Raw genomic sequence first — 21,945 nt, 5'->3', positions numbered from 1 at the left:
ACAAACACTTGGAACGGTTCAAGTAGAATGACGTCCAATCCCGCTGTATGCTTTCACTTTCTTGACATGCGCATGTTGCGTGTGTCTCGTGTCTCTCGTTCCACAGGTAAATTGCCTTGTTGAATTCCTTGCTCGACTTCCTTGCCCACGGTCTGCTGCACTTCTCGTGGTGGCAACTCGTGGTGTACACGCTGATCGCGACGCACATCACGATTATCGGCGTGACGGTCTATCTGCATCGCTGCCAGGCGCACCGCGCGCTGGAGCTGCATCCGGTCGTCAGTCATTTTTTCCGTTTCTGGCTGTGGATGAGCACGGGCATGCTGACCGGCCAATGGGCCGCGATTCACCGTAAGCACCACGCCAAGTGCGAGACTGAAGAAGATCCGCACAGCCCGCAAACGCGCGGTATCTGGAAGGTCTTGCTCGAAGGCGCGGAGCTTTATCGCACCGAGGCCAAGAACGAAGAAACGATGCGCAAATTCAGCCACGGCACGCCGAACGACTGGATGGAACGCAACGTCTACACGAAGTACCCGATCCTCGGCGTGAGCCTGATGATGGTGCTGAACATCGCGCTGTTCGGCGTGGCCGGCCTGACGATCTGGGCCGTGCAGATGGTGTGGATTCCCTTCTGGGCCGCTGGCGTGGTCAATGGCCTTGCGCACTTCTGGGGCTATCGCAACTTCAACTCGTCGGACGCGAGCACCAACATCTTCCCGTGGGGCATCCTCATCGGCGGTGAAGAGCTGCATAACAATCACCACACGTATGCGACGTCGGCCAAGCTGTCGAACAAGTGGTACGAGTTTGATATCGGCTGGATGTACATCCGCATCATGTCGGCGTTCCGTCTTGCCAAGGTGAAGAAGGTCGCGCCGACGCCGCGTCTGACCACCGGCAAGCTGGTGCTCGATCAGGACACGCTGCAAGCCGTGCTGGCCAATCGCTACGAAGTGATGGCGCGTTACGGCAAGGCGCTCAAGCGTGCCTATCGCCAGGAATTGGCTCATCTGAAAGAAGTCGGCGCGCGCGAGAAGTATCAGGTCATGCGCGGTGCGCGTAGCTGGTTCCACAAGGAAGAGGCCGGTCTGAACGAGCCGCAGAAGCGCCAGTTGCCGCAAATCTTCGCAAACAGCCAGAAGCTCAAGACCTACATCGACATGCGCAACGAACTCGCGTCCATGTGGGAGCGGTCGAATGCGTCGCGTGACCAGTTGCTGGTTCAGTTGCAGGACTGGTGCCATCGCGCTGAGCAGAGCGGTATCAAGGCGCTGCAGGAATTCGCTTTGCGACTACGTCGTTATGCCTGATTGCGAAATCCATTAAAATCTCGTTACGTCACAAAACCCCGCGTTGGCGGGGTTTTGCTTTTTGGGCCGCGAAAACTGCAACGACACGTCGTTGACCGTCCGCGGCGGCAGAGCGAAGGCAGAGGAGATCATGGATCAGCAGGCGATCAGGACCGTCGAATACGACCGGCCGCAAGCGCAGGGCATGACCTGCGGAATCGGGCAGGCTTGGGCGAAGGTGCCCGACACGCCGTCGGCGCAGGAAAAGGCGGCACTGAAGACACGCATCCGCGCTCTGCTTGAGCGCGAGAAAGCGGTGCTCGTCGCGCATTACTACGTCGACGCGGAGTTGCAGGAACTCGCCGATGAGACCGGCGGCTGCGTGGCCGATTCGCTGGAAATGGCGCGCTTTGGTCGCGATCACGATGCGCAGACGCTGGTGGTGGCGGGCGTGCGCTTCATGGGCGAGACGGCCAAAATTCTGAGCCCCAACAAGCGCATTCTGATGCCCGATCTCGACGCGACCTGTTCGCTCGATCTGGGCTGTCCGGTGGACGAATTCTCAGCGTTCTGCGACGCGCATCCTGACCGCACAGTGGTCGTGTATGCGAACACCAGCGCGGCGGTGAAGGCGCGTGCGGACTGGATGGTGACGTCGTCGATCGGTCTGGAAATCGTCGCCGACCTGCACGCGCGCGGCGAAAAGATCATCTGGGCGCCGGACCGGCACCTCGGCAGCTACATCCAGAGCAAGACCGGCGCGGACATGCTGCTGTGGCAAGGCTCCTGTCTCGTGCATGACGAATTCAAAGGCATCGAACTCGACCTGCTGCGCGCGGAGTATCCGGACGCGAAAGTGCTGGTACATCCGGAGTCGCCGGCTAACGTGGTCGCGCAAGCGGACGTGGTGGGGTCGACGACGCAATTGATCGACGCCGCGCAAAAACTCGATGCCACGCATTTCATCGTCGCGACCGATCTCGGCATTCTGCACAAGATGCAACTCGCCGCGCCCGGCAAGACCCTGATCGCCGCGCCCACGGCCGGCAACAGCGCGACCTGCAAGAGTTGCGCGCACTGCCCGTGGATGGCGATGAACGGACTCGCGAATCTGGCCGACGTGCTGGAGCGCGGGCATAACGAAATTTTCGTCGACCGTGCGATCGGCGAGCGGGCGCGTCTGCCGATCGATCGGATGCTGGACTTCGCCGCGCGTCAGAAGAAACGCGTGCAGGCAAGCGGCGATCTCGCGCGCGACGCGCAACTGTATTCGAATGTGGGAGCAGCGTGATGGGGGCGGTTGAGAGCATGGTCGAGCGCAATCCGGGTGAGGCGGTGTCGCCGCTGTTCGCTGAAATTCACGCGCAATACGGTGCGGCGTTCGACGCCGCGCTCGCGCGCAACGTCGCCGATGCGCTGGCCGAAGACGTCGGTGCAGGCGATCAGACCGGACGCCTGGTGCCCGCGGACGACATACGCAACGCGCGCATTATCGTGCGCGAAGATGCGGTGTTGTGCGGCGTGCCGTGGTTTACCGCGGTGATGCGCGAGGTAGATTTGCGCATCGACGTGCAATGGCTCTACCGCGAAGGTGATCGCATGACGGCGGACACGCCCGTTTGCGAACTGCGCGGACCCGTGCGCGCATTGTTGACGGCCGAACGCAACGCGCTGAACTTTCTGCAGTTGCTGTCGGGCGTGGCGAGCGCAACGCGCCGTTATGTCGACGCGATCGCCCATACGCGAACGCGCGTCCTGGACACGCGTAAGACGCTGCCCGGTTTACGGCTTGCGCAGAAATATGCGGTGCGTGTGGGCGGCGGCGCAAATCAGCGGCTCGCGCTGTACGACGGCATTCTGATCAAGGAAAACCACATTGCCGCAGCCGGCAGCGTGGGCGCGGCAATGGATGCGGCGCTTGCGTTGAACGCGGGTATCTCCATCCAGATCGAGGTAGAGACGCTGGAGCAATTGGAGACGGCGTTGGCGCATCGTGCTCAATCCATTCTGCTCGACAACTTCTCGCTCGACGCAATGCGTGAGGCTGTTCGCGTGACAGCAGGACGAGCGGTGCTGGAGGTGTCGGGCGGCGTGAACTTGGACACGGTGCAGACGATTGCGGAAACGGGCGTTGACCGGGTATCGATCGGCGCGCTGACTAAAGACGTGCGCGCGACCGATTACTCGATGCGGATTGTTTGAGGCAGCGCGTTTGCGCGTCCAAGCGTTTATTGCGCTGGAAAAAAGGCCATCCCCAGTGTGTTCACCGGCGATGGCCTTTTCGTTTTAACTCACCTTCAATCACACGTTGCGGTTGCGCACATGCTCCGGCGATAGAACCGACGGCAGCGCCTTCGGCAACGTAGCGGGCCAGTCGCGGCTGAAATGCAGGCCGCGACTCTCGCGCCGCGACCGTGCGCCTTCCACGATCAGCGACCCCACGTCCACCAGATTGCGCAACTCAAGCAGGTCGCGGCTGACCTTGAAGTTGGCGTAGTACTCGTGGATCTCGTCGCGCAGCAGGGCGAGCCGATGTTTGGCGCGCATCAGACGCTTGTCGGTGCGCACAATGCCGACGTAATTCCACATCAGCCGGCGCAACTCGTCCCAGTTGTGCGCGACCACCACTTCCTCATCCGGATCGGAGACACGGCTCTCGTCCCAATCGGGCAGCGGCGCATGGACGGCGGCGCTGAAGCCTTCTGCCTCGATAGCCTGCGCGGCGGAGCGCCCAATCACGAGGCATTCGAGCAGCGAATTGCTGGCCAGCCGGTTCGCGCCGTGCAGACCCGTGCAGGACGTTTCGCCGACCGCATAGAGGCCCGCGAGATCGGTGCGGCCCGCTAGATCCGTCACGACGCCGCCGCACGTGTAGTGCGCGGCCGGCACGACCGGAATCCCTTCTTTAGTGATGTCGATACCGAATTCCAGGCAGCGCGCCAGGATTGTCGGAAAATGCTCGCGCAGGAATTCGGGCGATTGATGGCTGATGTCGAGATACACGCAATCGATGCCGCGCTTCTTGATTTCGAAGTCAATCGCACGCGCGACGATATCGCGTGGCGCGAGTTCAGCGCGCTCGTCGTGGTTCGGCATGAAGCGGGTGCCGTCCGGTAGCTTCAGAATGCCGCCTTCGCCGCGCACGGCCTCCGAGATCAGGAACGACTTCGCGTAGGGATGGAACAGGCAGGTCGGATGGAACTGGATGAACTCCATGTTCGATACGCGGCAGCCGGCGCGCCACGCCATCGCAATGCCGTCGCCCGTCGCGGTGTCGGGGTTCGTTGTGTACAGGTAGACCTTGCCGGCACCGCCGGTGGCGAGCACGGTATGCGGCGCCTCGATCGTGACGGTGCGGCCGCTCTGCAGATCAAGCGCGTACAGACCGTGACACCGACGACCCGGCAAGCCGAGGCGGTCAGATGTGATCAGATCGATCGCGTAGTGATCTTCGAGCAGCGTGATGTTCGGATGACGGCGCACGCGCTCGCTGAGCGTGGCGACCACGGCGTGACCCGTTGCGTCCGCGGCGTGAATGATGCGCCGATGGCTATGGCCGCCTTCGCGCGTCAAATGGAAGCCGAGTTCCGCGGCGTCGTCTTTGGTGAACGGCACACCTTGCTCGATCAGCCATTCGATCGCGGCCCGCCCGTGTTCGACGATAAAGCGTGTCGCCGCTTCATCGCACAAGCCGCCGCCGGCAATCAGCGTATCGCGCACATGATTTTCGATGCTGTCTGCCGAGTCCAGCACTGCAGCGATGCCGCCCTGCGCCCAATCGCTTGCGCCTTCGGTCATCGATCGCTTGGCGACCACCGCAACCCGCCGGGTCTCGGCGAGATTGAGCGCGACGCTCAAACCAGCCAGACCGCTACCGACAATCGCCACATCGAATTCCATTACCCGCATCTCCCACTGTCGTTTTGCCATGACGGCGAAACATTCGTTCGCCGCTAAAACGAGAAAGGATACGCGTCGCGATGGAGTAGGGAAAGCTAGCCGAACGGGTTAGGACTATCTCAGCGTGTAAAGGGAATGCGGCGACGTGGTCGTTGAGATTGGAGCAGTGGAAAACAGGCCCTTAGAAAACAAAAAAGCCTCGCATGAATGCGAGGCTTTTTGCGCCTGTCTTTGCCTTCGTCAGGCAGGAGCCAAGATTTATTTAATCTTGGTTTCCTTGTAGTCAACGTGCTTACGGACGACCGGATCAAATTTCTTGATCAGCATCTTTTCCGGCATGTTGCGTTTGTTCTTCGTCGTCGTGTAGAAATGACCCGTGCCTGCGGTCGATTCCAACTTGATCTTGTCGCGTGCGCCTTTCGCCATGATCTACTCCTTAGGCTTGGCCGCGTGCGCGCAGATCTGCGAGCACAGCGTCAATACCGTTTTTGTCGATCAGGCGCAGACCGGCGTTCGAAACGCGCAGACGCACCCAACGGTTTTCGCTTTCCACCCAAATACGGCGGTTTTGCAGGTTCGGCAGGAACCGGCGCTTGGTTTTGTTGTTCGCGTGGGAAACGTTGTTGCCGCTCATCGGCGCTTTCCCAGTTACTTGGCATACGCGTGCCATGAGAGCACTCCTAATACGCTAATTCTGAGTTCGAACGCCGTGAAAGTTTCCCGAAAAGAGCCACGCTTAAGTTATGAAACTAGAGGCGCTTGGTCCTTTCCGGAACGCCTTGGTGGCTTCGGAACAGGGGGTTGGAAATAGGCAAACCGGAATTATAGCGGAAAAAAAGCCGCAAAATCAAACCTTATTTGCGATGCCTGACTCCGCGCAACGCCCGTGCGGTCCAGGTTCAGGCCGGATTCGGCCCGGGTTCAAGCCCTGTCACGGCCAGCCGGCGCGGGCGAACGAGTAAACCTGGTCGGTGCCGATCACCAGATGATCGATCAGTTGCACGTCGATCAGCGAGAGGGTGTCGCGCAGTGTGCGCGTCAGGCGGCAATCGCTCGCGCTCGGCTCGACGACGCCGGAGGGGTGATTATGCGCGACGATCAGGCTGGCTGCATTCAAACTTAACGCGCGGCGGGCGATTTCGCGCGGATACACCGCCATCCGCGTGAGCGTGCCCTGGGCACTTTCCTCGCATTCGATCAGCCGATGACGGGCGTCGAGATACAACGACATGAACACTTCCTGTTGAAGTGAGCCGATCCGCAGACGCAGAAAGTTCTCCACGGCTTCCGGCGAGTTCATCAACGAACGTTCGCGCATGCGGGCGACCAGCGAGCGGCGCGCCATTTCCATGATGGCCAGCAACTGGGCGATCTTCGCCGGTCCGATGCCGCGGATGCCCTCGAAATCTGAATAGGTTGCGTCGAGCATCGCGCGTAACGAGCCGAAACGCTCCAGCAACGCGCGCGCGACGCTGAACACGTCGTGTCCGGGCAAGCCCGAACCCAGCACCAGCACGATCATCTCGGTGTCCGACAACACGCCGGGTCCGTGGCCGATCAGGCGCTCGCGCGGCATGTCCTGCTTCAGCCACTTGCCGCGGATAAGCCGCGGGCGTGGCCGTTTGCCGCGCGCCGCCGGCGCCGGGTGCACGGCGGGCAACGGTGTTTCGTCGATCATGCTGGCGTAATCTGCCATATATAGAGAGTCCTCCGGTTCGGTTTGAGGGCGGCGCCGATGCCGCGGCGCTCTGCGACGCAGCCAAGCCAGCGCAGACTATGTGGCTTACAATAGGCGCTTTGCGCACGGCACCCCCGACGGTCTGCCACACGCGTACTGCGGCGTCGACTGCGCCCGCGGCGCACGCGTGCAGCGCGCTTCGACTGAGCGAGCATTGCATGAGCATCATCGACATTTCCGAAGTGAAACCCGGTTCACACGTGACGCTTCATTACCGGCTTTCCCTTGCCGATGGCGCCGAAGTCATCAACACCTTCACCGAGAAACCGGCCACGCTGCTGCTCGGGGCCGGTCAACTGGCGCCGCCGCTGGAAGATATTTTGCTGGGTTTGAAGGTGGGCCACCACTCGACCTTTCAGCTAATGCCCGGTCAGGCGTTCGGTCCCCGCAATCCGGAATTGATCCAGCGCGTGTCGCTGGCCACGCTGCGAGAACACAGCATGATCGGCGAGGATTTTTCTCCCGGTGATCTGGTCGAATTTAACGCGCCGGGTGGTGGCCGCTACGCCGGCGTCCTGAAGGAGGTCGGCGAAACCTCGGCCCTGTTCGATTTCAACCACCCGCTTGCCGGCCAGGCGCTGGCGTTTGAAGTGAAAATCATCGGGATTTTGTAAACATGAGCATCACGGATACGACTCTTGCCGAAACCGAGATCCTGCTGGCGCAGCCGCGCGGGTTCTGTGCCGGCGTCGATCGGGCGATCGAGATCGTCGAGCGGGCTATCAAATTGCACGGCTCGCCGATTTACGTACGTCACGAAATCGTCCACAACGCCTATGTCGTTGAAGATCTGCGCAAGAAGGGCGCGATTTTCATCGAGCGGCTGGAAGAGGTGCCGGCCGGCAATACAGTGATTTTCAGCGCGCACGGTGTGTCTAAAGCCGTGCGTTCCGAAGCCGAGTCGCGCGGGCTGCGGGTGTACGACGCCACGTGTCCGCTCGTGACCAAGGTGCATATCGAAGTGGCGAAAATGCGCCAGGACGGTTTCGACATCATCATGATTGGCCACAAGGGGCATCCTGAAGTCGAGGGCACCATGGGCCAGGCCGGCGAGGGCATGCACCTGGTCGAAGATATCGAAGACGTGCAGGCTTTGCAGCTCGACGACCCGGAGCGGATCGCGTTCGTCACGCAAACCACGCTGTCGGTCGACGACGCCGCCGAAATCATCCGCGCGTTGAAGACCAAATTTCCGTCTATCCGTGAGCCGAAGAAGCAGGACATCTGCTACGCCACGCAAAACCGTCAGGACGCGGTCAAGTTCATGGCGCCGCAGTGCGACGTCGTGATCGTGGTCGGCAGCCCGAACAGCTCGAACTCCAACCGCTTGCGCGAGTTGGCCGAAAAGCTCGGCGTACCCGCCTATATGGTGGATTCGCCGGATCAGATCGATCCGGTCTGGGTCGAGGGCAAGCGCCGTATCGGCGTGACGGCGGGCGCCTCGGCGCCGGAAGTGCTGGCGCAGGCGGTGATCGCCCGCTTGCGCGAACTCGGCGTGCGCAACGTGCGCGCGCTGGAAGGCATCGAGGAAAATATTGCGTTTCCGCTGCCGCGCGGGCTAGGTCTACCCGCCTGACAATTAGCTGACCATGAAAGGAAAGCGCACCCGAGGGTGCGCTTTTTTTATGTCCGTCGATCGGGCGATCTCAGAATAAATAAAGTGCCAGATCACGGGTCAAGCTCAGTTTTAGTGGCCTTGCGCACAAATTCTTTTGAAAACCGATCTGGTTTTTAAACCCGCCCCCAATGATATGGCCCCGTTTATTTCCAGTAAAAGCGCTTGCGCCGATTTTTGACGCACTAAAATAGTGCGTGATCGTTGAATCGATAGAAACGTAATACTTATCGCGAAACGCGCTGCAATCGGGGCTTGGGCCAATTCGCCGCAACACTTGATGCCACGGGGCGCGGCGCTGGTGCAACTGATGCACGAAAAATAGTCGCAACCGGGTTGCGCCTTTTAGTGAATTTCGCTCTCAAAATAAGGTTGCAATGCAGGAAAACCCTGCCGGTTCAACAATATTGCCCGTCGCAAAATTGGAGTTACAATGCGCGCGTTCTCAAGGCCTCCGGGTCCCGAACACGAGATTTTGCAAGGCGCAGGAGACCTACTTAATGCGAGTCAAATTTGCTTACGCCGTGTCCATCGCGGCCGCGGTTGCGATGCTGACCGCGTGCGGCAAGAAACAGGATGGCGAGGCGGGAGCAGGTGCATCGGCGGTCGTGACGGCAGCGGCGCCGGCAAGCGAAGCGACGGTTGTGAAAATTGGTCATGCGGCCCCATTGACGGGCGGTATTGCGCACCTTGGCAAAGACAATGAGAACGGCGCGCGTCTGGCGGTCGAGGAAATCAACACACAGGGTTTGACGATCGACGGCCACAAGATCCAGTTGGAGCTCGACGCGCAGGACGATGCAGCGGACCCGAAAACGGGCACCGCCGTCGCGCAGAAGCTGGTCGACGATCACGTGGTCGCGGTGGTCGGGCATCTGAACTCGGGGGTGTCGATTCCGGCTTCGAAGATCTATAGCGATGCGAACATCGTGCAGATCTCGCCGTCGTCGACCAATCCGGCCTACACGCAGCAAGGATTCAAGACGACCTATCGGGTCGTCGCCACGGACGCGCAACAAGGTCCGGCGCTCGCCGATTACGCCACGAAGGCGTTGGGCGCCAGACGCATCGCGGTAGTGGACGATGCAACCGCCTACGGTAAGGGGCTCGCGGACGAATTCGCGAAGACCGTAGAGGCGAGCGGAGCGAAGATCGTCGCGCGGGAAGCGACGAACGACCGGGCCACGGATTTCCGGGCCATCCTCACAAAGATCAAGAGTGTTCAGCCGGACGTGATTATGTTCGGCGGCATGGACGCGACGGGCGGCCCGTTTACCAAACAGGCGGCGGCGCTCGGTATCAAGGCAAAAATCCTTGGCGGCGACGGTGTGTGTACCGACAAGGTGGGGGAGCTGGCGGGATCCGCCGTGCAAAACCTGGTCTGCTCGGAGGCGGGACTCGCGCTTTCGAAGATGGACAAGGGAGCGGACTTCGAAAAGAAGTACGTGGACCGCTTCCACACGCCGGTGCAGATTTACGCACCGTTCACGTATGACGCTGTGTACGTGATTGTCGATGCAATGAAGCGCGCTAATTCGATCGAGGCGCCCAAGGTGCTGGCTGCGATGCCGTCCACCGATTACAACGGGGTAATCGGCCACATCGCGTTCGACGACAAGGGTGATTTGAAAGAGGGCGCCATTACGCTTTACGACTTCAAGGACGGCAAGAAAGCGGTTCTCGACGTCGTGAAGATGTGATGACGGGACGTTCAGCCTGACGGCACCGAAACCACCCAACGGTGCCGTTTTTGCATCCGCTCAAGGCGAGCCTGCGACCGCATCCCGGTCGTTATGGCAAACCGGCGGCGGATAACCCTTACCGGTCTTTTACATCAGTACCCGCAGTGCCGTTGAGATTCCGTGACGCATCACCGCCCACCGGCTGATGAAGAACGCGAATCCAGTCGCACGGGCTAAGGAGCATTAAATGGATATCTTCATCCAGCAGGTCCTCAACGGGCTGGTGCTTGGCAGCGTTTACGCCATCATCGCACTGGGCTATACGATGGTTTACGGCATCTTGGGCATCATCAACTTCGCTCACGGCGATGTGTTGATGGTGGGCGCGATGGTTGCGCTCTCAGCCATAGGCGTGCTTCAGAACCACTTCCCTGGCCTCGGCAACGTGCCGACGCTCATCATCGCGCTGATCATCGCCGCCATAGTGTGCGCGGCCGTCGGCTACACGATCGAGCGGGTGGCCTACCGGCCGTTGCGTAAAGCGCCGCGTCTCGCCCCGCTGATCACCGCGATCGGCGTGTCGATCCTGCTGCAGACGCTGGCCATGATGATCTGGTCGCGCAATCCGCTGCCGTTCCCGCAGCTGTTGCCCACCGACCCGATCAACGTGATCAAGGCCACCGACACGACGCCGGGCGCCGTGATCTCGATGACTGAAATCGTGATCATCGTGGTGGCGTTCCTCGTGATGGCCGGCCTGCTGCTGCTGGTGCACAAAACCAAGCTCGGCCGCGCGATGCGTGCCATTGCCGAGAACCCGGGCAATGCCAGCCTGATGGGCGTGAACCCGAACTTCGTGATTTCGGCAACCTTCATGATCGGCTCGGCGCTCGCCGCTCTGGCCGGCGTGATGATCGCGTCCGAATACGGCAACGCGCACTTCTACATGGGCTTCATCCCCGGTTTGAAGGCCTTTACCGCGGCGGTGCTGGGCGGCATCGGTAACCTCGGCGGCGCGATGGTGGGCGGGGTGATCCTCGGCCTGATCGAGCAGTTGGGCGCCGGCTATATCGGCAACCTCACCGGTGGTGTGTTCGGCAGTAATTATCAGGACGTGTTTGCTTTCATCGTGCTGATTATTGTGCTGGTGTTCCGTCCGTCGGGCCTGCTCGGCGAACGCGTTGCGGATCGCGCCTGATTCTGGGAGTAAATAAACATGACCTCAATTCAACCGATCGAGCCGTCCACGACGCTCATCCCTGAAAAGAACCGCACCAAGACGCTGACGGTCGGCATCATCACCGCGATCTTCGTGATCGCCGCGCCGATGATCATCGGCACGGCCGGCGGCAACTACTGGGTCCGCGTGCTCGACTTCGCGATGCTGTACGTGATGCTCGCGCTCGGCCTCAATGTGGTGGTCGGCTTTGCCGGCCTGCTGGATTTGGGCTACATCGCGTTCTATGCGGTCGGCGCCTACACGTCCGCGCTGCTGAGTTCACCGCACCTGTCGTCGCAGTTCGAGTGGATCGCGCACTTCGCGCCGAACGGGCTGCATGTGCCGTTCCTGCTGATCGTGCCGTGCGCGATGGCCGTCGCCGCGTTCTTCGGCGTGATTCTCGGTGCACCGACGTTGCGTCTGCGGGGCGATTACCTTGCCATCGTGACGTTGGGCTTCGGGGAAATCGTGCGGATCTTCCTGAACAACCTCGACCGTCCGGTGAATATCACCAACGGCCCGAAGGGGATCACGGCGATCGACCCGGTTCACTTCGGCGACTTCAGCCTCGCGCAAACGCACACGCTGTTCGGCTTCCAGTTCCCCACGGTGTACTCGTACTACTACCTGTTCGTGATCGCGGCGTTGGCCGTGATCTGGGTGTGTACGCGTTTGCAGCACTCGCGTATCGGCCGTGCATGGGCCGCGATCCGCGAAGACGAAATCGCCGCCAAGGCGATGGGCATCAACACCCGCAACGTGAAGCTGCTGGCTTTCGCGATGGGCGCGTCGTTCGGCGGCCTGTCGGGCGCGATGTTCGGCTCGTTCCAGGGCTTCGTGTCGCCGGAATCGTTCACGCTGCCGGAATCGATCGTGGTGCTGGCGTGCGTGGTGCTGGGCGGTATGGGCCACATCCCGGGCGTGATTCTCGGTGCGGTGCTGCTCGCGGTGCTGCCGGAATTCCTGCGCTCGACCATGGGTCCGTTGCAGAACATGATCTTCGGTCATGAAATCGTCGACACGGAAGTGATCCGTCAGTTGGTCTACGCACTCGCCATGGTGCTGATCATGCTGTATCGCTCGGAAGGTTTGTGGCCATCGCCCAAACATGAAGACAAGATTGCGAAACTGACGAAGCGTGGCGGCAAGAAGCCGGTTCGCGCCTAAGCCGGGGAGAGAAAAAATGAGCGACAACATTCGACTGTCGGTGAAGGGCGTCAACAAGCGCTTTGGTGGCTTGCAGGCGCTGTCCGACGTCGGACTTGAAATCAAGTCCGGCCAGATTTACGGTTTGATCGGCCCGAACGGCGCCGGCAAGACGACGTTCTTCAATGTGATCACGGGCCTGTACACGCCGGATTCGGGCGAGTTCAAGCTCGACGGCACGCCGTACACGCCGACTGCGGTGTACCAGGTGGCGCAGGCCGGTATTGCGCGTACGTTCCAGAACATTCGTCTGTTCGGCGGCATGACCGCGCTGGAAAACGTGATGGTCGGCCGCCATGTGCGTACCAAACACGGGCTGCTCGGCGCGGTGTTCCAGACGCCGTCCGAACGCAAGGAAGAGCGCGAGATCAAGGAACGCGCAATCGAACTGCTGGAATACGTCGGCATTGCGCAGTACGCGGACTACACGTCGCGCAATCTGTCGTACGGCCACCAGCGCCGTCTGGAGATTGCCCGCGCATTGGCAACCGATCCGAAACTGCTCGCGCTGGACGAACCGGCCGCCGGCATGAACGCGACGGAAAAGGTCGATCTGACCAAGCTGCTCGACAAGATCCGCAGTGACGGCAAGACGATCCTCTTGATCGAACACGACGTGAAACTCGTGATGGGTCTGTGCAACCAGATGACGGTGCTCGACTACGGCAAGGTGATTGCGCAAGGTCTGCCGTCAGACGTGCAGAAGGATCCGAAGGTGATCGAAGCTTATCTGGGTGCGGGAGTCCACTGATGTCCACAACGCAAGCAATGTTGAAAATCAAGGGCCTGCAGGTCAATTACGGCGGCATCCAGGCAGTCAAGGGCATCGACCTCGACGTCCAGCAGGGCGAACTGGTCACGCTGATCGGCGCGAACGGCGCGGGTAAGACCACGACGATGAAGGCGATCACGGGGTTGAAGCCGTACACGATCGGCGACATCGAGTACATGGGCGAGTCGATCAAGGGCGTGCCGCCGCATCTGTTGCTCAAGCGCGGTCTGGCGATGGTGCCGGAAGGCCGCGGCATCTTCTCGCGTATGTCGATCATCGAGAACATGCAGATGGGTGCGTATCTGCGGACCGATACCGACGGCATCAAGGCGGACGTGGATCGCATGTTCGGCTTCTTCCCGCGTCTGAAGGAACGGGCCACGCAGTACGCGGGCACGCTCTCCGGCGGCGAACAGCAGATGCTGGCGATGGCGCGCGCGATCATCAGCAAGCCGAAGCTGTTGTTGCTCGACGAACCGTCGATGGGTCTGTCGCCGATCATGGTCGAGAAGATCTTCGAAGTGGTGCGGGCGATCTCGGCCGAAGGCATGACCGTGCTGCTGGTCGAGCAGAACGCGCGTCTGGCGTTGCAGGCGGCGAACCGCGGCTACGTGATGGACTCGGGTCTGGTCACGATGTCGGGCGACGCCAAGCAGATGCTGGACGATCCGAAGGTGCGCGCGGCATATCTGGGTGAGTAACCTGGCTTAGCTGGACGAGACTGAAAAAAAGGCTGCATGCGCAAACGCATGCAGCCTTTTTCTATTCCGACGCGGCGTCTCAGGTCGCCGCCACCGGCTCCGCGAGTTCGCCCAGCCGCTTGCCCAAACTGATTACCGCGTCGGCGCGATAGCCGAGCGCTTCGTAAAACTCACGGATATCCGTCTTCGCGGACAACACCTGCAGATTCAGCTTCGGGCAACCCAGCCCGGTCAACACCTGTTCGACGTGCGCGACCAGCCGCGTACCGATTCCGTGACGTCGCACCGATTCGTCGACGGCGAGCGAATAGAGCCAGCCTCGGTGACCGTCGTAGCCGCCCATCACCGTGCCGACGATGCGCTCGTCGAGTGTCGCGACAAAGAACAGTTCGGCTTGCGTCGCCAGCTTGTTGGCGATCGACAGATGCGGGTTGCGCTGCGGCCTCGTCACGTCCCGATACTCGGGGAAGGCTTCTTGCCACAGCGCGACCACGGCATCGGTGTCGCGCGCGTCGAAGCGGCGGATCGATAGCGTGGAGGTCGTCGTCATAGGTGCGTTCCTTTGGCTTACAGCGTGTCGAGAATCGAACGCAGCATCGCCATCATCTGGTCGATTTCTTCGTTCGTCACGTTCAGCGCCGGCATGAAGCGCAGCAGGTTCGGGCGCGCCGCGTTCAGCAGCAGACCGTCGGGCTGCATCACACGAGCCTTCTCGACGATCTGGTTGCCGATGTCCTTGCCGAGCAGCAGCGCGCGCAGCAGGCCCTCACCGCGTTCGCCCTCAAAGCCGCGTTCCGCCGACAACTCCAGCAGCTTCGCGCGCAAATATTCGCCGCGCGCCCGCACGCCTTCGAGGAAGCCCGGCGCCACCAGTTGCGAGATCACCGAATAGCCGACCGCGGTCATCAGCGGATTGCCGTTGTACGTGCCGCCCTGATCGCCGGCTTCGAACACGGCGACCTCCGCCTTCGACAGCAGTGCCGCGAGCGGCACACCACCGCCGATACCCTTGCCGAGCGTCATGATGTCCGGCTCGATGCCCGACAGTTCGTACGCGAACAGCGTGCCGGCACGGCCGCAACCGCTTTGCACTTCGTCGACGATCAGCAGCAGGTTGTGCTGTTGCGTCAGCGCGCGCAGTTGCTTCATGAATTCGGGGGTAGCCGGAATCACGCCGCCTTCGCCCTGAATCGGTTCGAGCATCACGGCAACGGTCTTCGCGTTGATGAGCTTTTCCACCGACGCGATGTCGTTCAGATCCGCCTTCGGGAAGCCCGGCACTTGCGGTGCGTAGATCGTGTCCCAGCCCGGCTTGCCGCTGGCCGACATGGTGGCTAGCGTGCGGCCGTGGAAGCTGTGATCGAAGGTGATGATCTCGAACGCGCCGTCCTTGAACTTCTTGCCCCACTTGCGCGCGAGCTTGATCGCGCCTTCGTTGGCTTCGGCGCCGCTGTTGGTGAAGAACACCTTGTCGAAGCAGCTGTGTTGCGTCAGCAGGCCGGCGAGTTGCGCCATCGGTTCGTTGTAGAACGCCGGCGACGGATTGAACAGCAACTTGGCCTGCTTGTTCAGCGCTTCGATCATGCCTTCGTTGCAATGGCCGAGGCTATTGACCGCCCAGCCCTGGATGAAGTCCAGATATCGCTTGCCGTTATTGTCGTAGAGCCACGAGCCCTTGCCGTGCGTGAAAACGATTTCGGGCCGGTTCGTGATGTACATCAGCGACTCGATCGGGTACTCAGTGAAATTCATGACGGCAGGCTCCAGACAACGGGTGAAGGGGGGATGAAAGTTGGCCGGATACGCAACAGAGCGGCCGGGAATACAACGGAACGGCAAAAACAAAAAAGCCACGGCATGCCGTGGCTTTCATGATTCGAACTGCGTGCGCCTGTGTGTGGCGCGAATCCGTGACGAAGCCAGCGGCGTCCCTAAGGGAGCGGCGAGCGGCGACGTCGAAGTTCGGACTGGATGCGGTTCATGCGCGAAAGAATACGACAAGGAAAGCGCTGGTGTAAACCATGAATTTGCATCGGACGGATTTTTTTCTCCGACGTGCAAGCTTATGCGGCTTGCCGATTATGAGATCGGCCGCTGACTAGAATGTGACGGCGGTTGTTTTTTGGGCTGTCTGCACGAGGCAGCAACTCATCAAAAACCATCGCCGTAAAAGCAAATGGGCGCTCGGTTGAGCGCCCATTCTGAATCAGGAAGCCGGGGGTCCGCCCACCCGAAGATAGCTGCCGACGCTGATCCCGACTTATCGCAAACAATTCTAAAAGCCAAGGAGGTGCCCGTCAATGGACCACCTGACAGATGATGAAATTTCAGCAATCACCGCGCTGCTCTCTGAAGATCGCCTCAGCACTTTTCAGACAATGGCCGACACGACTCGCGCGGCCATCGCGCTTCATCAGCAGATGTTGCAGTTGGCCGGGGCGCTGATGAGCGTCACGGCAGTTGTCGAGATAGCGCTTCGTAATTCGGTCTGTGACCGGCTAGGCGATCACTTCGGCGTGGACGGCTGGTTGCGTCGTCCACCGGTGCCTTTCGTCTGGAAAGACGAGGAGCGCGGCAAGATCGAAGCGGCCGTTCGCGGGGCACAACGTGCAGCCTATGCAAAACTGAATGCTTCGGATAAATCCTCGCTCGATCAAGCGGCGTTCCGTCGCGGCGTGCCGCCGGGTCTGGACCATGAATTTCGGGTCGCGGCGCGGCAAAAGGCAATCGTTGTGCGGAGTGGTCAGGTGATTACCCAACTCACGATGTACTTCTGGAAGCGGCTCTTCTCTCGCGATTACGAACAGACGCTGTGGAAGCCTGCGCTAAGACGCATCTTTCCGAACAAGGCAATTGATCGATCGGCGGTTGCCATTCAACTGGAGCGAATCCACCAGTCACGCAATCGCGTCGCGCACCATGAACCGGTGTATGGGCACAGACTATTCGACACGCTAAACGCGGTCGATTTTCTTGCTTCGAATCTCGGCGCGACCGGCAGCGACGGCTGTACTGCACTACATAAAATGCTGCGATCCGAGCGTGCGGCGCTCGAGGATCGGGCACACCTGCTTCAGCTCAAAGTCGAGACCGGCGCGGGCGCATCCTCTCCATGCGCGAAGCGCGGCCAGGTGCATGGCCGCGCTTCCAGAATCGTACGTTGCGAGCATCGGCGCATCTGCACCGACGTCGCTCACCTCAAACCGCGTTCGCCAGATCCGCGGCGCTCGTGAACGAGTCCGCATAGAACTCATCTTGCGGCAGGCCGTGATGCTGGGTGAAATCGCGCTGAGCCGATTCGACCATCACGGGTGCGCCGCAGGCATAGACCTGGTACGCCGACAGATCGGGCAAATCTTCGATCACCGCGCGATGCACGAAGCCGACGCGGCCCGTCCACGCGTCGTCCGCATCGGGCTCCGACAACACCGGCACGAACTTGAAGTTCGGAATCTCGCGTGCCCATTGCTCGGCCAGTTCGAGCAGATACAAGTCTTTCTTGCGGCGTGCGCCCCAGTAAAGCGTCATGGGACGATCCAGATTCTTGAACACCGCATGCTCGACGATCGCCTTCAGTGGCGCGAAGCCCGTGCCCGAAGCCAGCAGCACGATCGGCCGGTCGGAATCTTCGCGCAGGAAGAACGTGCCGAGCGGCGCTTCGAAGCGCAGAATGTCGCGCTCTTTTAGCGTGTTGAACACGTGATCGGTGAAGGCGCCGCCGGGCATGTGACGGAGGTGCAGTTCGATCGGGCCTTCCGCGTGCGGCGCGCTCGCCATCGAATAGCTGCGACGCTTGCCGTCCTTCAGAATGAATTCGAGGTACTGGCCGGCCAGATATTGCAGACGTTCGTTGGCGGGCAGTTGTAGCTTCAGCACGACGACGTCGTCGGCTTTGCGCTCGATCGCGCTGACGCGGCACGGCAGCTTCTTGACCTGCACGTCGCCGACACCGGCCACTTCGCGGATGTCCACTTCGAGATCGGAGCAGGCGGTCGCGCAGCACAACAGCGCCATGCCGCGAGTCTTTTCGTCGTTCGACAACGCCGACGACGAATGCGCGCGCTGTTCGACTTCGCCGCTGAGCACAGCGCCCTTGCACGAGCCGCAAGCGCCGTTCTTGCAGCCGTAAGGCAGGCCAATGCCCTGGCGCAACGCGGCGCTCAGCACCGGTTCGTCCTGTTCTACCTGAAACTGCCGGCCGCTTTGCCGGAGCGTGACGTTGAATGCCATAAAGTGTGGGGAAATCGAAAAGTCGGTAATCGTTATCGGACCCGCCGCGTTCGCGGCTGACGGCTACAATGCGTCCACCATGAAAGCGACACGAAACTTCCGCCGGCCGCGCGTGTTGATCGTAGGTTGCGGCGATGTCGGCATGCGCTGCGTGCCCTTGCTGCAGCCACGTGCACACGTTTTTGCACTGACCAGCCATGCCGGGCGCTGCGCAGAATTGCGCGCCGCGGGCGTCACGCCGCTGGTCGGCGATCTGGATCAACGCCGGAGCCTGAAACGGCTCGCGGGCCTCGCGCCGACGGTGCTGCACCTTGCGCCGCCGCAAAAAAATGGCGACGACGATCTGCGTACTCGCGCCCTGCTTGCAACACTTGGCGCTCGTGGCGCTCGCGCGCTGCGAGCCGCGGCGGCGCCTGCCGTGGCGCCGGTTGGGCGGCTGCGTCGCGAACGGGCCGCGCGTGCCGGGTTTGCTGATTTTGCCCTGTGGGACGGATCCGGGAAAGCCAATATTGTACCCGACGGGGTCAGCCGTGCCGCCGCTTCGCGCGCGCCGGTCCGCCTCGTGTACGCGAGCACGACGGGCGTCTACGGCGACTGCGGCGGCGCCTGGATCGACGAGACGCGCGTCACGCAGGCGACCAATGCGCGCGCCAAACGTCGCGTGTCGGCCGAGCGGCAACTGCGGCGCGCGACCGCTCGCGGCGCGGTCCGCGCCAGCATCGCGCGGATTCCCGGCATCTATGCGGGCAACCGTCTGCCGCTCGCGCGGCTCGAAAAACGCACGCCGGCCTTGATCGATGCCGACGACGTCTACACCAACCATATCCACGCCGACGATCTCGCCGCGATCCTCGTGCGGCTCGTCACACACGGCCGGCCGGCGCGCGCGATCCACGCGAGCGACGACTCGTCGTTGAAAATGGGGGAGTACTTCGATGCGGTCGCCGATGCGTTCGGCGTCGCGCGTGCGCCGCGTATCACGCGTGCGCAGGCCGAGCAGGCGATCGAGCCGACCATGCTGTCGTTCATGCGTGAATCGCGACGGCTGATGAACCGGCGGCTCAAGACGGAATTGCGCGTGCAATTGCGCTATCCGAGCGTGGCGGATTTTCTGCGCAAGGCCACCACGCAACCGTGACCTCGCGTGCCGCGCTGGCTTAAGTCAGCGCCGGCAATGCTTCCAGCAGCAGGAAGCACAGCATTGCGCCGATCAATGCGCCGATCAGATTCGGATGGTAGGTATGCCGCAGCCGCATCGCGATCAGCAGTCCGCCGATCAGAACCAGTCCGAGACAAATAAAAGCAATCATCACGGACGAGATCCGGATAGTGTCGTGGATCATCATGGCGCGCCTCCTTGTACCCTTTGTTGTCTTTGTTTAAAGGAGTATAGGGCGAGCTGTAAGCAAGAGCATGCTGCGGCGCAGCGCATGAAGACCGCCCGCCACGCCTTGTGTGCGGCCGCGCACAGGCTTTTTCCAGCCGCATCAAGGCCTTGGTGCGCGACTACCGGTTTACCCGCTCCGTAAAGATCCGAGGTCGGTTTCGTCGAGCCATTGCCATGCGCCCGGCGCGAGCGTCGCGGGCAGCGCGAGTCCGCCGATCCGCTCGCGATGCAACGCCTCGCAGCGGTTGCCGGCGGCGGCGATCATCCGCTTGACCTGGTGGTACTTGCCTTCCATGACCGTGAGCGCCAGCGCGTGCTCGCCACGCGCGACGGCGTCGACTGCGGCGATCGGTTTCGGCTCGCCGTGCAGCAGCACGCCGTCGCGCAGCGCGCCTAATTGCGTGTCGTCGAGCGGATGGCGCGTGGTCGCGACATACACCTTCGGCACCTTGCGTTTCGGCGACGTGAACAGGTGGACGAACTTACCGTCGTCGGAGAGCAGCAGCAGGCCGGTGGTGTCCTGGTCGAGCCGGCCCACGCATTGCACGCCGCGCTCCGCGAACTGCGGCGGCAGCAGACTGAATACGCTCGGATGATGCTGCGGGTCGCGCGAACATTCGTAGCCGGCCGGCTTGTTCAGCAGCAGATAAGCGTGCTCGCGATACGGCCAGACGACGCCGTCCACACTGAAGTGGAAGGCGTTGCCGGTGACGGGGAAATCGGCGTCGGCGTCGGTGCAGACGGCGCTTTCGATGCTCACGCGCGCGTCGCCGATCAGCGCGCGGCATTGGCGGCGCGAGCCGAAACCTTGAGTGAAGAGAATGCTTTCGAGATTCATGGCGAGCGAAGAATAACACCGCAAGAAGCGGAGCGCCCCACGGCGCGAACCGGACGACGATGGGCTCCTCATCACCGAGCCCAAGGAGTGCTTCGATGCCCGTCGTTTCCTCTTCTTCTCCGTCGATCCGATCCCGCTTGCCGGCCGCCTTCCAGCGGCTCGCGTGTCGAACCTGGTCGCGCAGTCGGCCGAACAGATCAGCCTCGCCGCCGCGCCGCTCGTCGCGGTGTTCATGCTCGGCGCCGACGCGCGCGACACCGGCTTGCTGCAAACCGCGCAGACGCTGCCGTTCCTGTTGCTGTCGATCCCGCTCGGCGTCTGGGCCGACCGCCGCTCGCGCCGACTGTTGATGACGCTCGCCGAAAGCGTGCGCGTGATGGCGATGCTGTGCGTCCTGCTGCTCGTGTCGACGCATGCGTTGAGCCTGCCGCTGCTGGCCGCGCTCGGCTTCGTGGCGGCGACCGGCACGGTGGCCTACAACGTCGCGGCGCCGTCGCTGGTGCCCGCGCTGGTGCCGCGCGAGGCGTTCGCCAACGCCAACGGCCGGCTCGAACTCGCGCGCAGCGTCGCGTATTCGGCGGGTCCGGCGCTGGGCGGTTTGCTGGTCGGCTGGATCGGAGCAGGGTGGGCGTACGGCTGCGCGGCCGGGCTCTCGGCGCTAGCCGTCGCGCTGCTGGCCGGACTGCGCGAACCGCCGCGCGCGGCCATGCCGCAGCGTCACTTCCTGCTGGAGTTACGCGACGGCACGCGCTTCGTGCTGCGCGATGCGCTGCTGCGGCCGATGCTCGCGACCGCCGTGTTCTTCAACCTCGGCTTTTTCATCCTGCAAGCGGTGTATGTGCCGTACGCGGTGCATCGGTTGGGCCTGAGCGCGTCGATGGTCGGCGTGACGCTCGGGGCCTATGGCGTGGGCATGGTGTGCGGCGCGCTGGCCGCGCCGGCGATCGCGCGGCGTCTCGCCTTCGGACGCGTGCTGATCATTGGGCCGTCGTGCGGCCTGCTCGCGTCGCTCGTGATGGTGGCGACGCTCGTCGCGCCGTCGTTCTGGCTGGCAATGCTGAGCTTCTTCCTGGTCGGCGCCGGGCCGATTCTGTGGGTGGTCGGTTCGACCACGCTGCGCCAGGCGATCACCCCCGAACGGATGATGGGCCGCGTGTCGGCGCTCAACAGCACCGCCACCTACGGTGCGCGTCCGCTGGGCGCGTTGCTCGGCGCGGCGATCAGCGCGCGCTGGGGCATGGACGCTTGTCTCGTCGCGGCCGCGGCGGCGTTTGTCGTGCAGGCGCTGATCATCTTCATGTCGCCGGCGGCGCGGCTCGAGCGCATTCCCGAGCCAAGTGCCGCCGCCTGCTGAAAACAGGTTTT

The 21,945-nt window shown here is 62.0% G+C and carries 21 protein-coding genes and 1 pseudogene; 13 read left to right on the top strand and 9 right to left on the bottom strand.

Annotation, left to right across the window (positions count from 1 at the left end):
• The first annotated feature begins 116 nt into the window (after positions 1 to 116).
• From FA94_RS06600 to nadC, 3 genes are all read left to right on the top strand, one after another.
• Positions 117 to 1,313: a DesA family fatty acid desaturase gene (locus FA94_RS06600; RefSeq protein ID WP_035548072.1), complete on the top strand. Its 1,197-nt coding sequence runs from the start codon at positions 117 to 119 to the stop codon at positions 1,311 to 1,313.
• 130 nt (positions 1,314 to 1,443) lie between these two features.
• Entirely contained in the window at positions 1,444 to 2,583 is a 1,140-nt protein-coding gene (gene nadA / locus FA94_RS06595) for a quinolinate synthase NadA (RefSeq protein ID WP_035549451.1), read from the top strand.
• Complete coding sequence (gene nadC, locus FA94_RS06590; protein WP_035548069.1) at positions 2,583 to 3,494, top strand: carboxylating nicotinate-nucleotide diphosphorylase; 912 nt, start codon at positions 2,583 to 2,585, stop codon at positions 3,492 to 3,494. Before nadA ends, nadC begins: the two co-directional genes overlap by 1 nt.
• A 99-nt stretch (positions 3,495 to 3,593) precedes the next feature.
• On the opposite strand, the gene nadB is transcribed toward nadC, so the two are convergent.
• From nadB to radC, 4 genes are all read right to left on the bottom strand, one after another.
• Positions 3,594 to 5,192 (bottom strand): L-aspartate oxidase, encoded by a 1,599-nt coding sequence (gene nadB / locus FA94_RS06585; RefSeq protein WP_035548066.1) that lies wholly within the window; start codon positions 5,190 to 5,192, stop codon positions 3,594 to 3,596.
• A gap of 258 nt (positions 5,193 to 5,450) precedes the next feature.
• Positions 5,451 to 5,618 carry a 50S ribosomal protein L33 gene (rpmG, locus tag FA94_RS06580; RefSeq protein ID WP_006050116.1) on the bottom strand — a complete coding sequence of 56 codons (168 nt, stop codon included), beginning with the start codon at positions 5,616 to 5,618 and terminating at the stop codon, positions 5,451 to 5,453.
• Between the two features lie 10 nt (positions 5,619 to 5,628).
• Positions 5,629 to 5,862, bottom strand: coding sequence for a 50S ribosomal protein L28 (rpmB, locus tag FA94_RS06575; protein WP_035548063.1), 234 nt, complete (start codon positions 5,860 to 5,862; stop codon positions 5,629 to 5,631).
• 261 nt (positions 5,863 to 6,123) lie between these two features.
• Positions 6,124 to 6,888, bottom strand: a complete 765-nt coding sequence (gene radC, locus FA94_RS06570) for a RadC family protein (RefSeq protein ID WP_051980407.1) — start codon at positions 6,886 to 6,888, stop codon at positions 6,124 to 6,126.
• A gap of 200 nt (positions 6,889 to 7,088) precedes the next feature.
• Between radC and FA94_RS06565 the strand changes: the two genes are divergently transcribed.
• From FA94_RS06565 to FA94_RS06535, 7 genes are all read left to right on the top strand, one after another.
• Positions 7,089 to 7,544 (top strand): FKBP-type peptidyl-prolyl cis-trans isomerase, encoded by a 456-nt coding sequence (locus tag FA94_RS06565; RefSeq protein ID WP_035548060.1) that lies wholly within the window; start codon positions 7,089 to 7,091, stop codon positions 7,542 to 7,544.
• Positions 7,545 to 7,546: 2 nt separating this feature from the next.
• Positions 7,547 to 8,506 carry a 4-hydroxy-3-methylbut-2-enyl diphosphate reductase gene (gene ispH, locus FA94_RS06560; RefSeq protein ID WP_035548057.1) on the top strand — a complete coding sequence of 320 codons (960 nt, stop codon included), beginning with the start codon at positions 7,547 to 7,549 and terminating at the stop codon, positions 8,504 to 8,506.
• A 539-nt stretch (positions 8,507 to 9,045) separates the two neighbouring features.
• Positions 9,046 to 10,245: a branched-chain amino acid ABC transporter substrate-binding protein gene (locus FA94_RS06555; RefSeq protein WP_035548054.1), complete on the top strand. Its 1,200-nt coding sequence runs from the start codon at positions 9,046 to 9,048 to the stop codon at positions 10,243 to 10,245.
• A gap of 229 nt (positions 10,246 to 10,474) precedes the next feature.
• Positions 10,475 to 11,425, top strand: a complete 951-nt coding sequence (locus FA94_RS06550) for a branched-chain amino acid ABC transporter permease (protein ID WP_035548051.1) — start codon at positions 10,475 to 10,477, stop codon at positions 11,423 to 11,425.
• Positions 11,426 to 11,443: 18 nt separating this feature from the next.
• Positions 11,444 to 12,613, top strand: coding sequence for a branched-chain amino acid ABC transporter permease (locus FA94_RS06545; protein ID WP_035548048.1), 1,170 nt, complete (start codon positions 11,444 to 11,446; stop codon positions 12,611 to 12,613).
• 16 nt (positions 12,614 to 12,629) lie between these two features.
• Positions 12,630 to 13,403, top strand: coding sequence for an ABC transporter ATP-binding protein (locus FA94_RS06540; protein WP_035548046.1), 774 nt, complete (start codon positions 12,630 to 12,632; stop codon positions 13,401 to 13,403).
• A 17-nt stretch (positions 13,404 to 13,420) separates the two neighbouring features.
• Entirely contained in the window at positions 13,421 to 14,125 is a 705-nt protein-coding gene (locus FA94_RS06535) for an ABC transporter ATP-binding protein (protein WP_134962882.1), read from the top strand.
• Positions 14,126 to 14,204: 79 nt separating this feature from the next.
• Here the strand turns inward: FA94_RS06535 and FA94_RS06530 are convergent, their stop codons facing one another.
• Positions 14,205 to 14,675, bottom strand: coding sequence for a GNAT family acetyltransferase (locus FA94_RS06530; protein ID WP_035548040.1), 471 nt, complete (start codon positions 14,673 to 14,675; stop codon positions 14,205 to 14,207).
• Between the two features lie 17 nt (positions 14,676 to 14,692).
• A complete protein-coding gene (locus FA94_RS06525) occupies positions 14,693 to 15,877 on the bottom strand; it encodes an acetylornithine transaminase (RefSeq protein WP_035548038.1) in 1,185 nt (394 codons plus the stop codon).
• A 548-nt stretch (positions 15,878 to 16,425) separates the two neighbouring features.
• Between FA94_RS06525 and FA94_RS06520 the strand changes: the two genes are divergently transcribed.
• Entirely contained in the window at positions 16,426 to 17,358 is a 933-nt protein-coding gene (locus tag FA94_RS06520) for a hypothetical protein (RefSeq protein WP_063771763.1), read from the top strand.
• On the opposite strand, the gene FA94_RS06515 is transcribed toward FA94_RS06520, so the two are convergent.
• A complete protein-coding gene (locus FA94_RS06515) occupies positions 17,324 to 18,355 on the bottom strand; it encodes a CDP-6-deoxy-delta-3,4-glucoseen reductase (RefSeq protein ID WP_035548034.1) in 1,032 nt (343 codons plus the stop codon). The two genes, FA94_RS06520 and FA94_RS06515, sit on opposite strands and share 35 nt — an antisense overlap.
• Positions 18,356 to 18,434: 79 nt before the next feature.
• On the opposite strand from FA94_RS06515, the gene FA94_RS06510 reads away from it, so the two are divergent.
• Complete coding sequence (locus FA94_RS06510) at positions 18,435 to 19,493, top strand: NAD-dependent epimerase/dehydratase family protein (RefSeq protein WP_035548032.1); 1,059 nt, start codon at positions 18,435 to 18,437, stop codon at positions 19,491 to 19,493.
• A 19-nt stretch (positions 19,494 to 19,512) separates the two neighbouring features.
• Here FA94_RS06510 and FA94_RS06505 read toward each other — a convergent pair whose 3' ends face one another.
• Together FA94_RS06505 and FA94_RS06500 are read right to left on the bottom strand one after the other, a co-directional pair.
• On the bottom strand, positions 19,513 to 19,701 hold the full coding sequence (locus tag FA94_RS06505) for a hypothetical protein (RefSeq protein WP_035548029.1): 189 nt from the start codon (positions 19,699 to 19,701) through the stop codon (positions 19,513 to 19,515).
• A 168-nt stretch (positions 19,702 to 19,869) separates the two neighbouring features.
• A complete protein-coding gene (locus FA94_RS06500) occupies positions 19,870 to 20,580 on the bottom strand; it encodes a 16S rRNA pseudouridine(516) synthase (RefSeq protein ID WP_035548026.1) in 711 nt (236 codons plus the stop codon).
• 95 nt (positions 20,581 to 20,675) lie between these two features.
• Between FA94_RS06500 and FA94_RS06495 the strand changes: the two are divergent.
• A pseudogene (locus tag FA94_RS06495) lies at positions 20,676 to 21,934 on the top strand (MFS transporter).
• Positions 21,935 to 21,945 lie beyond the last annotated feature (11 nt).

The organism is Burkholderia sp. 9120 (genome assembly GCF_000745015.1).
Classification (GTDB): Bacteria; Pseudomonadota; Gammaproteobacteria; order Burkholderiales; family Burkholderiaceae; genus Paraburkholderia.
The sequence above is the reverse complement of the archived record's forward strand: the minus strand, read 5'-3'. Positions and strand labels throughout refer to the sequence as shown.

Coding starts and splice junctions, on each gene's coding strand:
- FA94_RS06510 (WP_035548032.1), top strand. CDS start 18,435: ATGAAAGCGACACGAAACTTCCGCCGGCCGCGCGTGTTGATCGTAGGT.
- FA94_RS06505 (WP_035548029.1), bottom strand. CDS start 19,701: ATGATGATCCACGACACTATCCGGATCTCGTCCGTGATGATTGCTTTT.
- nadB (WP_035548066.1), bottom strand. CDS start 5,192: ATGGAATTCGATGTGGCGATTGTCGGTAGCGGTCTGGCTGGTTTGAGC.
- FA94_RS06545 (WP_035548048.1), top strand. CDS start 11,444: ATGACCTCAATTCAACCGATCGAGCCGTCCACGACGCTCATCCCTGAA.
- FA94_RS06520 (WP_063771763.1), top strand. CDS start 16,426: ATGGACCACCTGACAGATGATGAAATTTCAGCAATCACCGCGCTGCTC.
- FA94_RS06565 (WP_035548060.1), top strand. CDS start 7,089: ATGAGCATCATCGACATTTCCGAAGTGAAACCCGGTTCACACGTGACG.
- radC (WP_051980407.1), bottom strand. CDS start 6,888: ATGGCAGATTACGCCAGCATGATCGACGAAACACCGTTGCCCGCCGTG.
- FA94_RS06530 (WP_035548040.1), bottom strand. CDS start 14,675: ATGACGACGACCTCCACGCTATCGATCCGCCGCTTCGACGCGCGCGAC.
- FA94_RS06515 (WP_035548034.1), bottom strand. CDS start 18,355: ATGGCATTCAACGTCACGCTCCGGCAAAGCGGCCGGCAGTTTCAGGTA.
- FA94_RS06555 (WP_035548054.1), top strand. CDS start 9,046: ATGCGAGTCAAATTTGCTTACGCCGTGTCCATCGCGGCCGCGGTTGCG.
- ispH (WP_035548057.1), top strand. CDS start 7,547: ATGAGCATCACGGATACGACTCTTGCCGAAACCGAGATCCTGCTGGCG.
- nadA (WP_035549451.1), top strand. CDS start 1,444: ATGGATCAGCAGGCGATCAGGACCGTCGAATACGACCGGCCGCAAGCG.
- FA94_RS06535 (WP_134962882.1), top strand. CDS start 13,421: ATGTTGAAAATCAAGGGCCTGCAGGTCAATTACGGCGGCATCCAGGCA.
- nadC (WP_035548069.1), top strand. CDS start 2,583: ATGGGGGCGGTTGAGAGCATGGTCGAGCGCAATCCGGGTGAGGCGGTG.
- FA94_RS06540 (WP_035548046.1), top strand. CDS start 12,630: ATGAGCGACAACATTCGACTGTCGGTGAAGGGCGTCAACAAGCGCTTT.
- rpmG (WP_006050116.1), bottom strand. CDS start 5,618: ATGGCGAAAGGCGCACGCGACAAGATCAAGTTGGAATCGACCGCAGGC.
- rpmB (WP_035548063.1), bottom strand. CDS start 5,862: ATGGCACGCGTATGCCAAGTAACTGGGAAAGCGCCGATGAGCGGCAAC.
- FA94_RS06525 (WP_035548038.1), bottom strand. CDS start 15,877: ATGAATTTCACTGAGTACCCGATCGAGTCGCTGATGTACATCACGAAC.
- FA94_RS06550 (WP_035548051.1), top strand. CDS start 10,475: ATGGATATCTTCATCCAGCAGGTCCTCAACGGGCTGGTGCTTGGCAGC.
- FA94_RS06500 (WP_035548026.1), bottom strand. CDS start 20,580: ATGAATCTCGAAAGCATTCTCTTCACTCAAGGTTTCGGCTCGCGCCGC.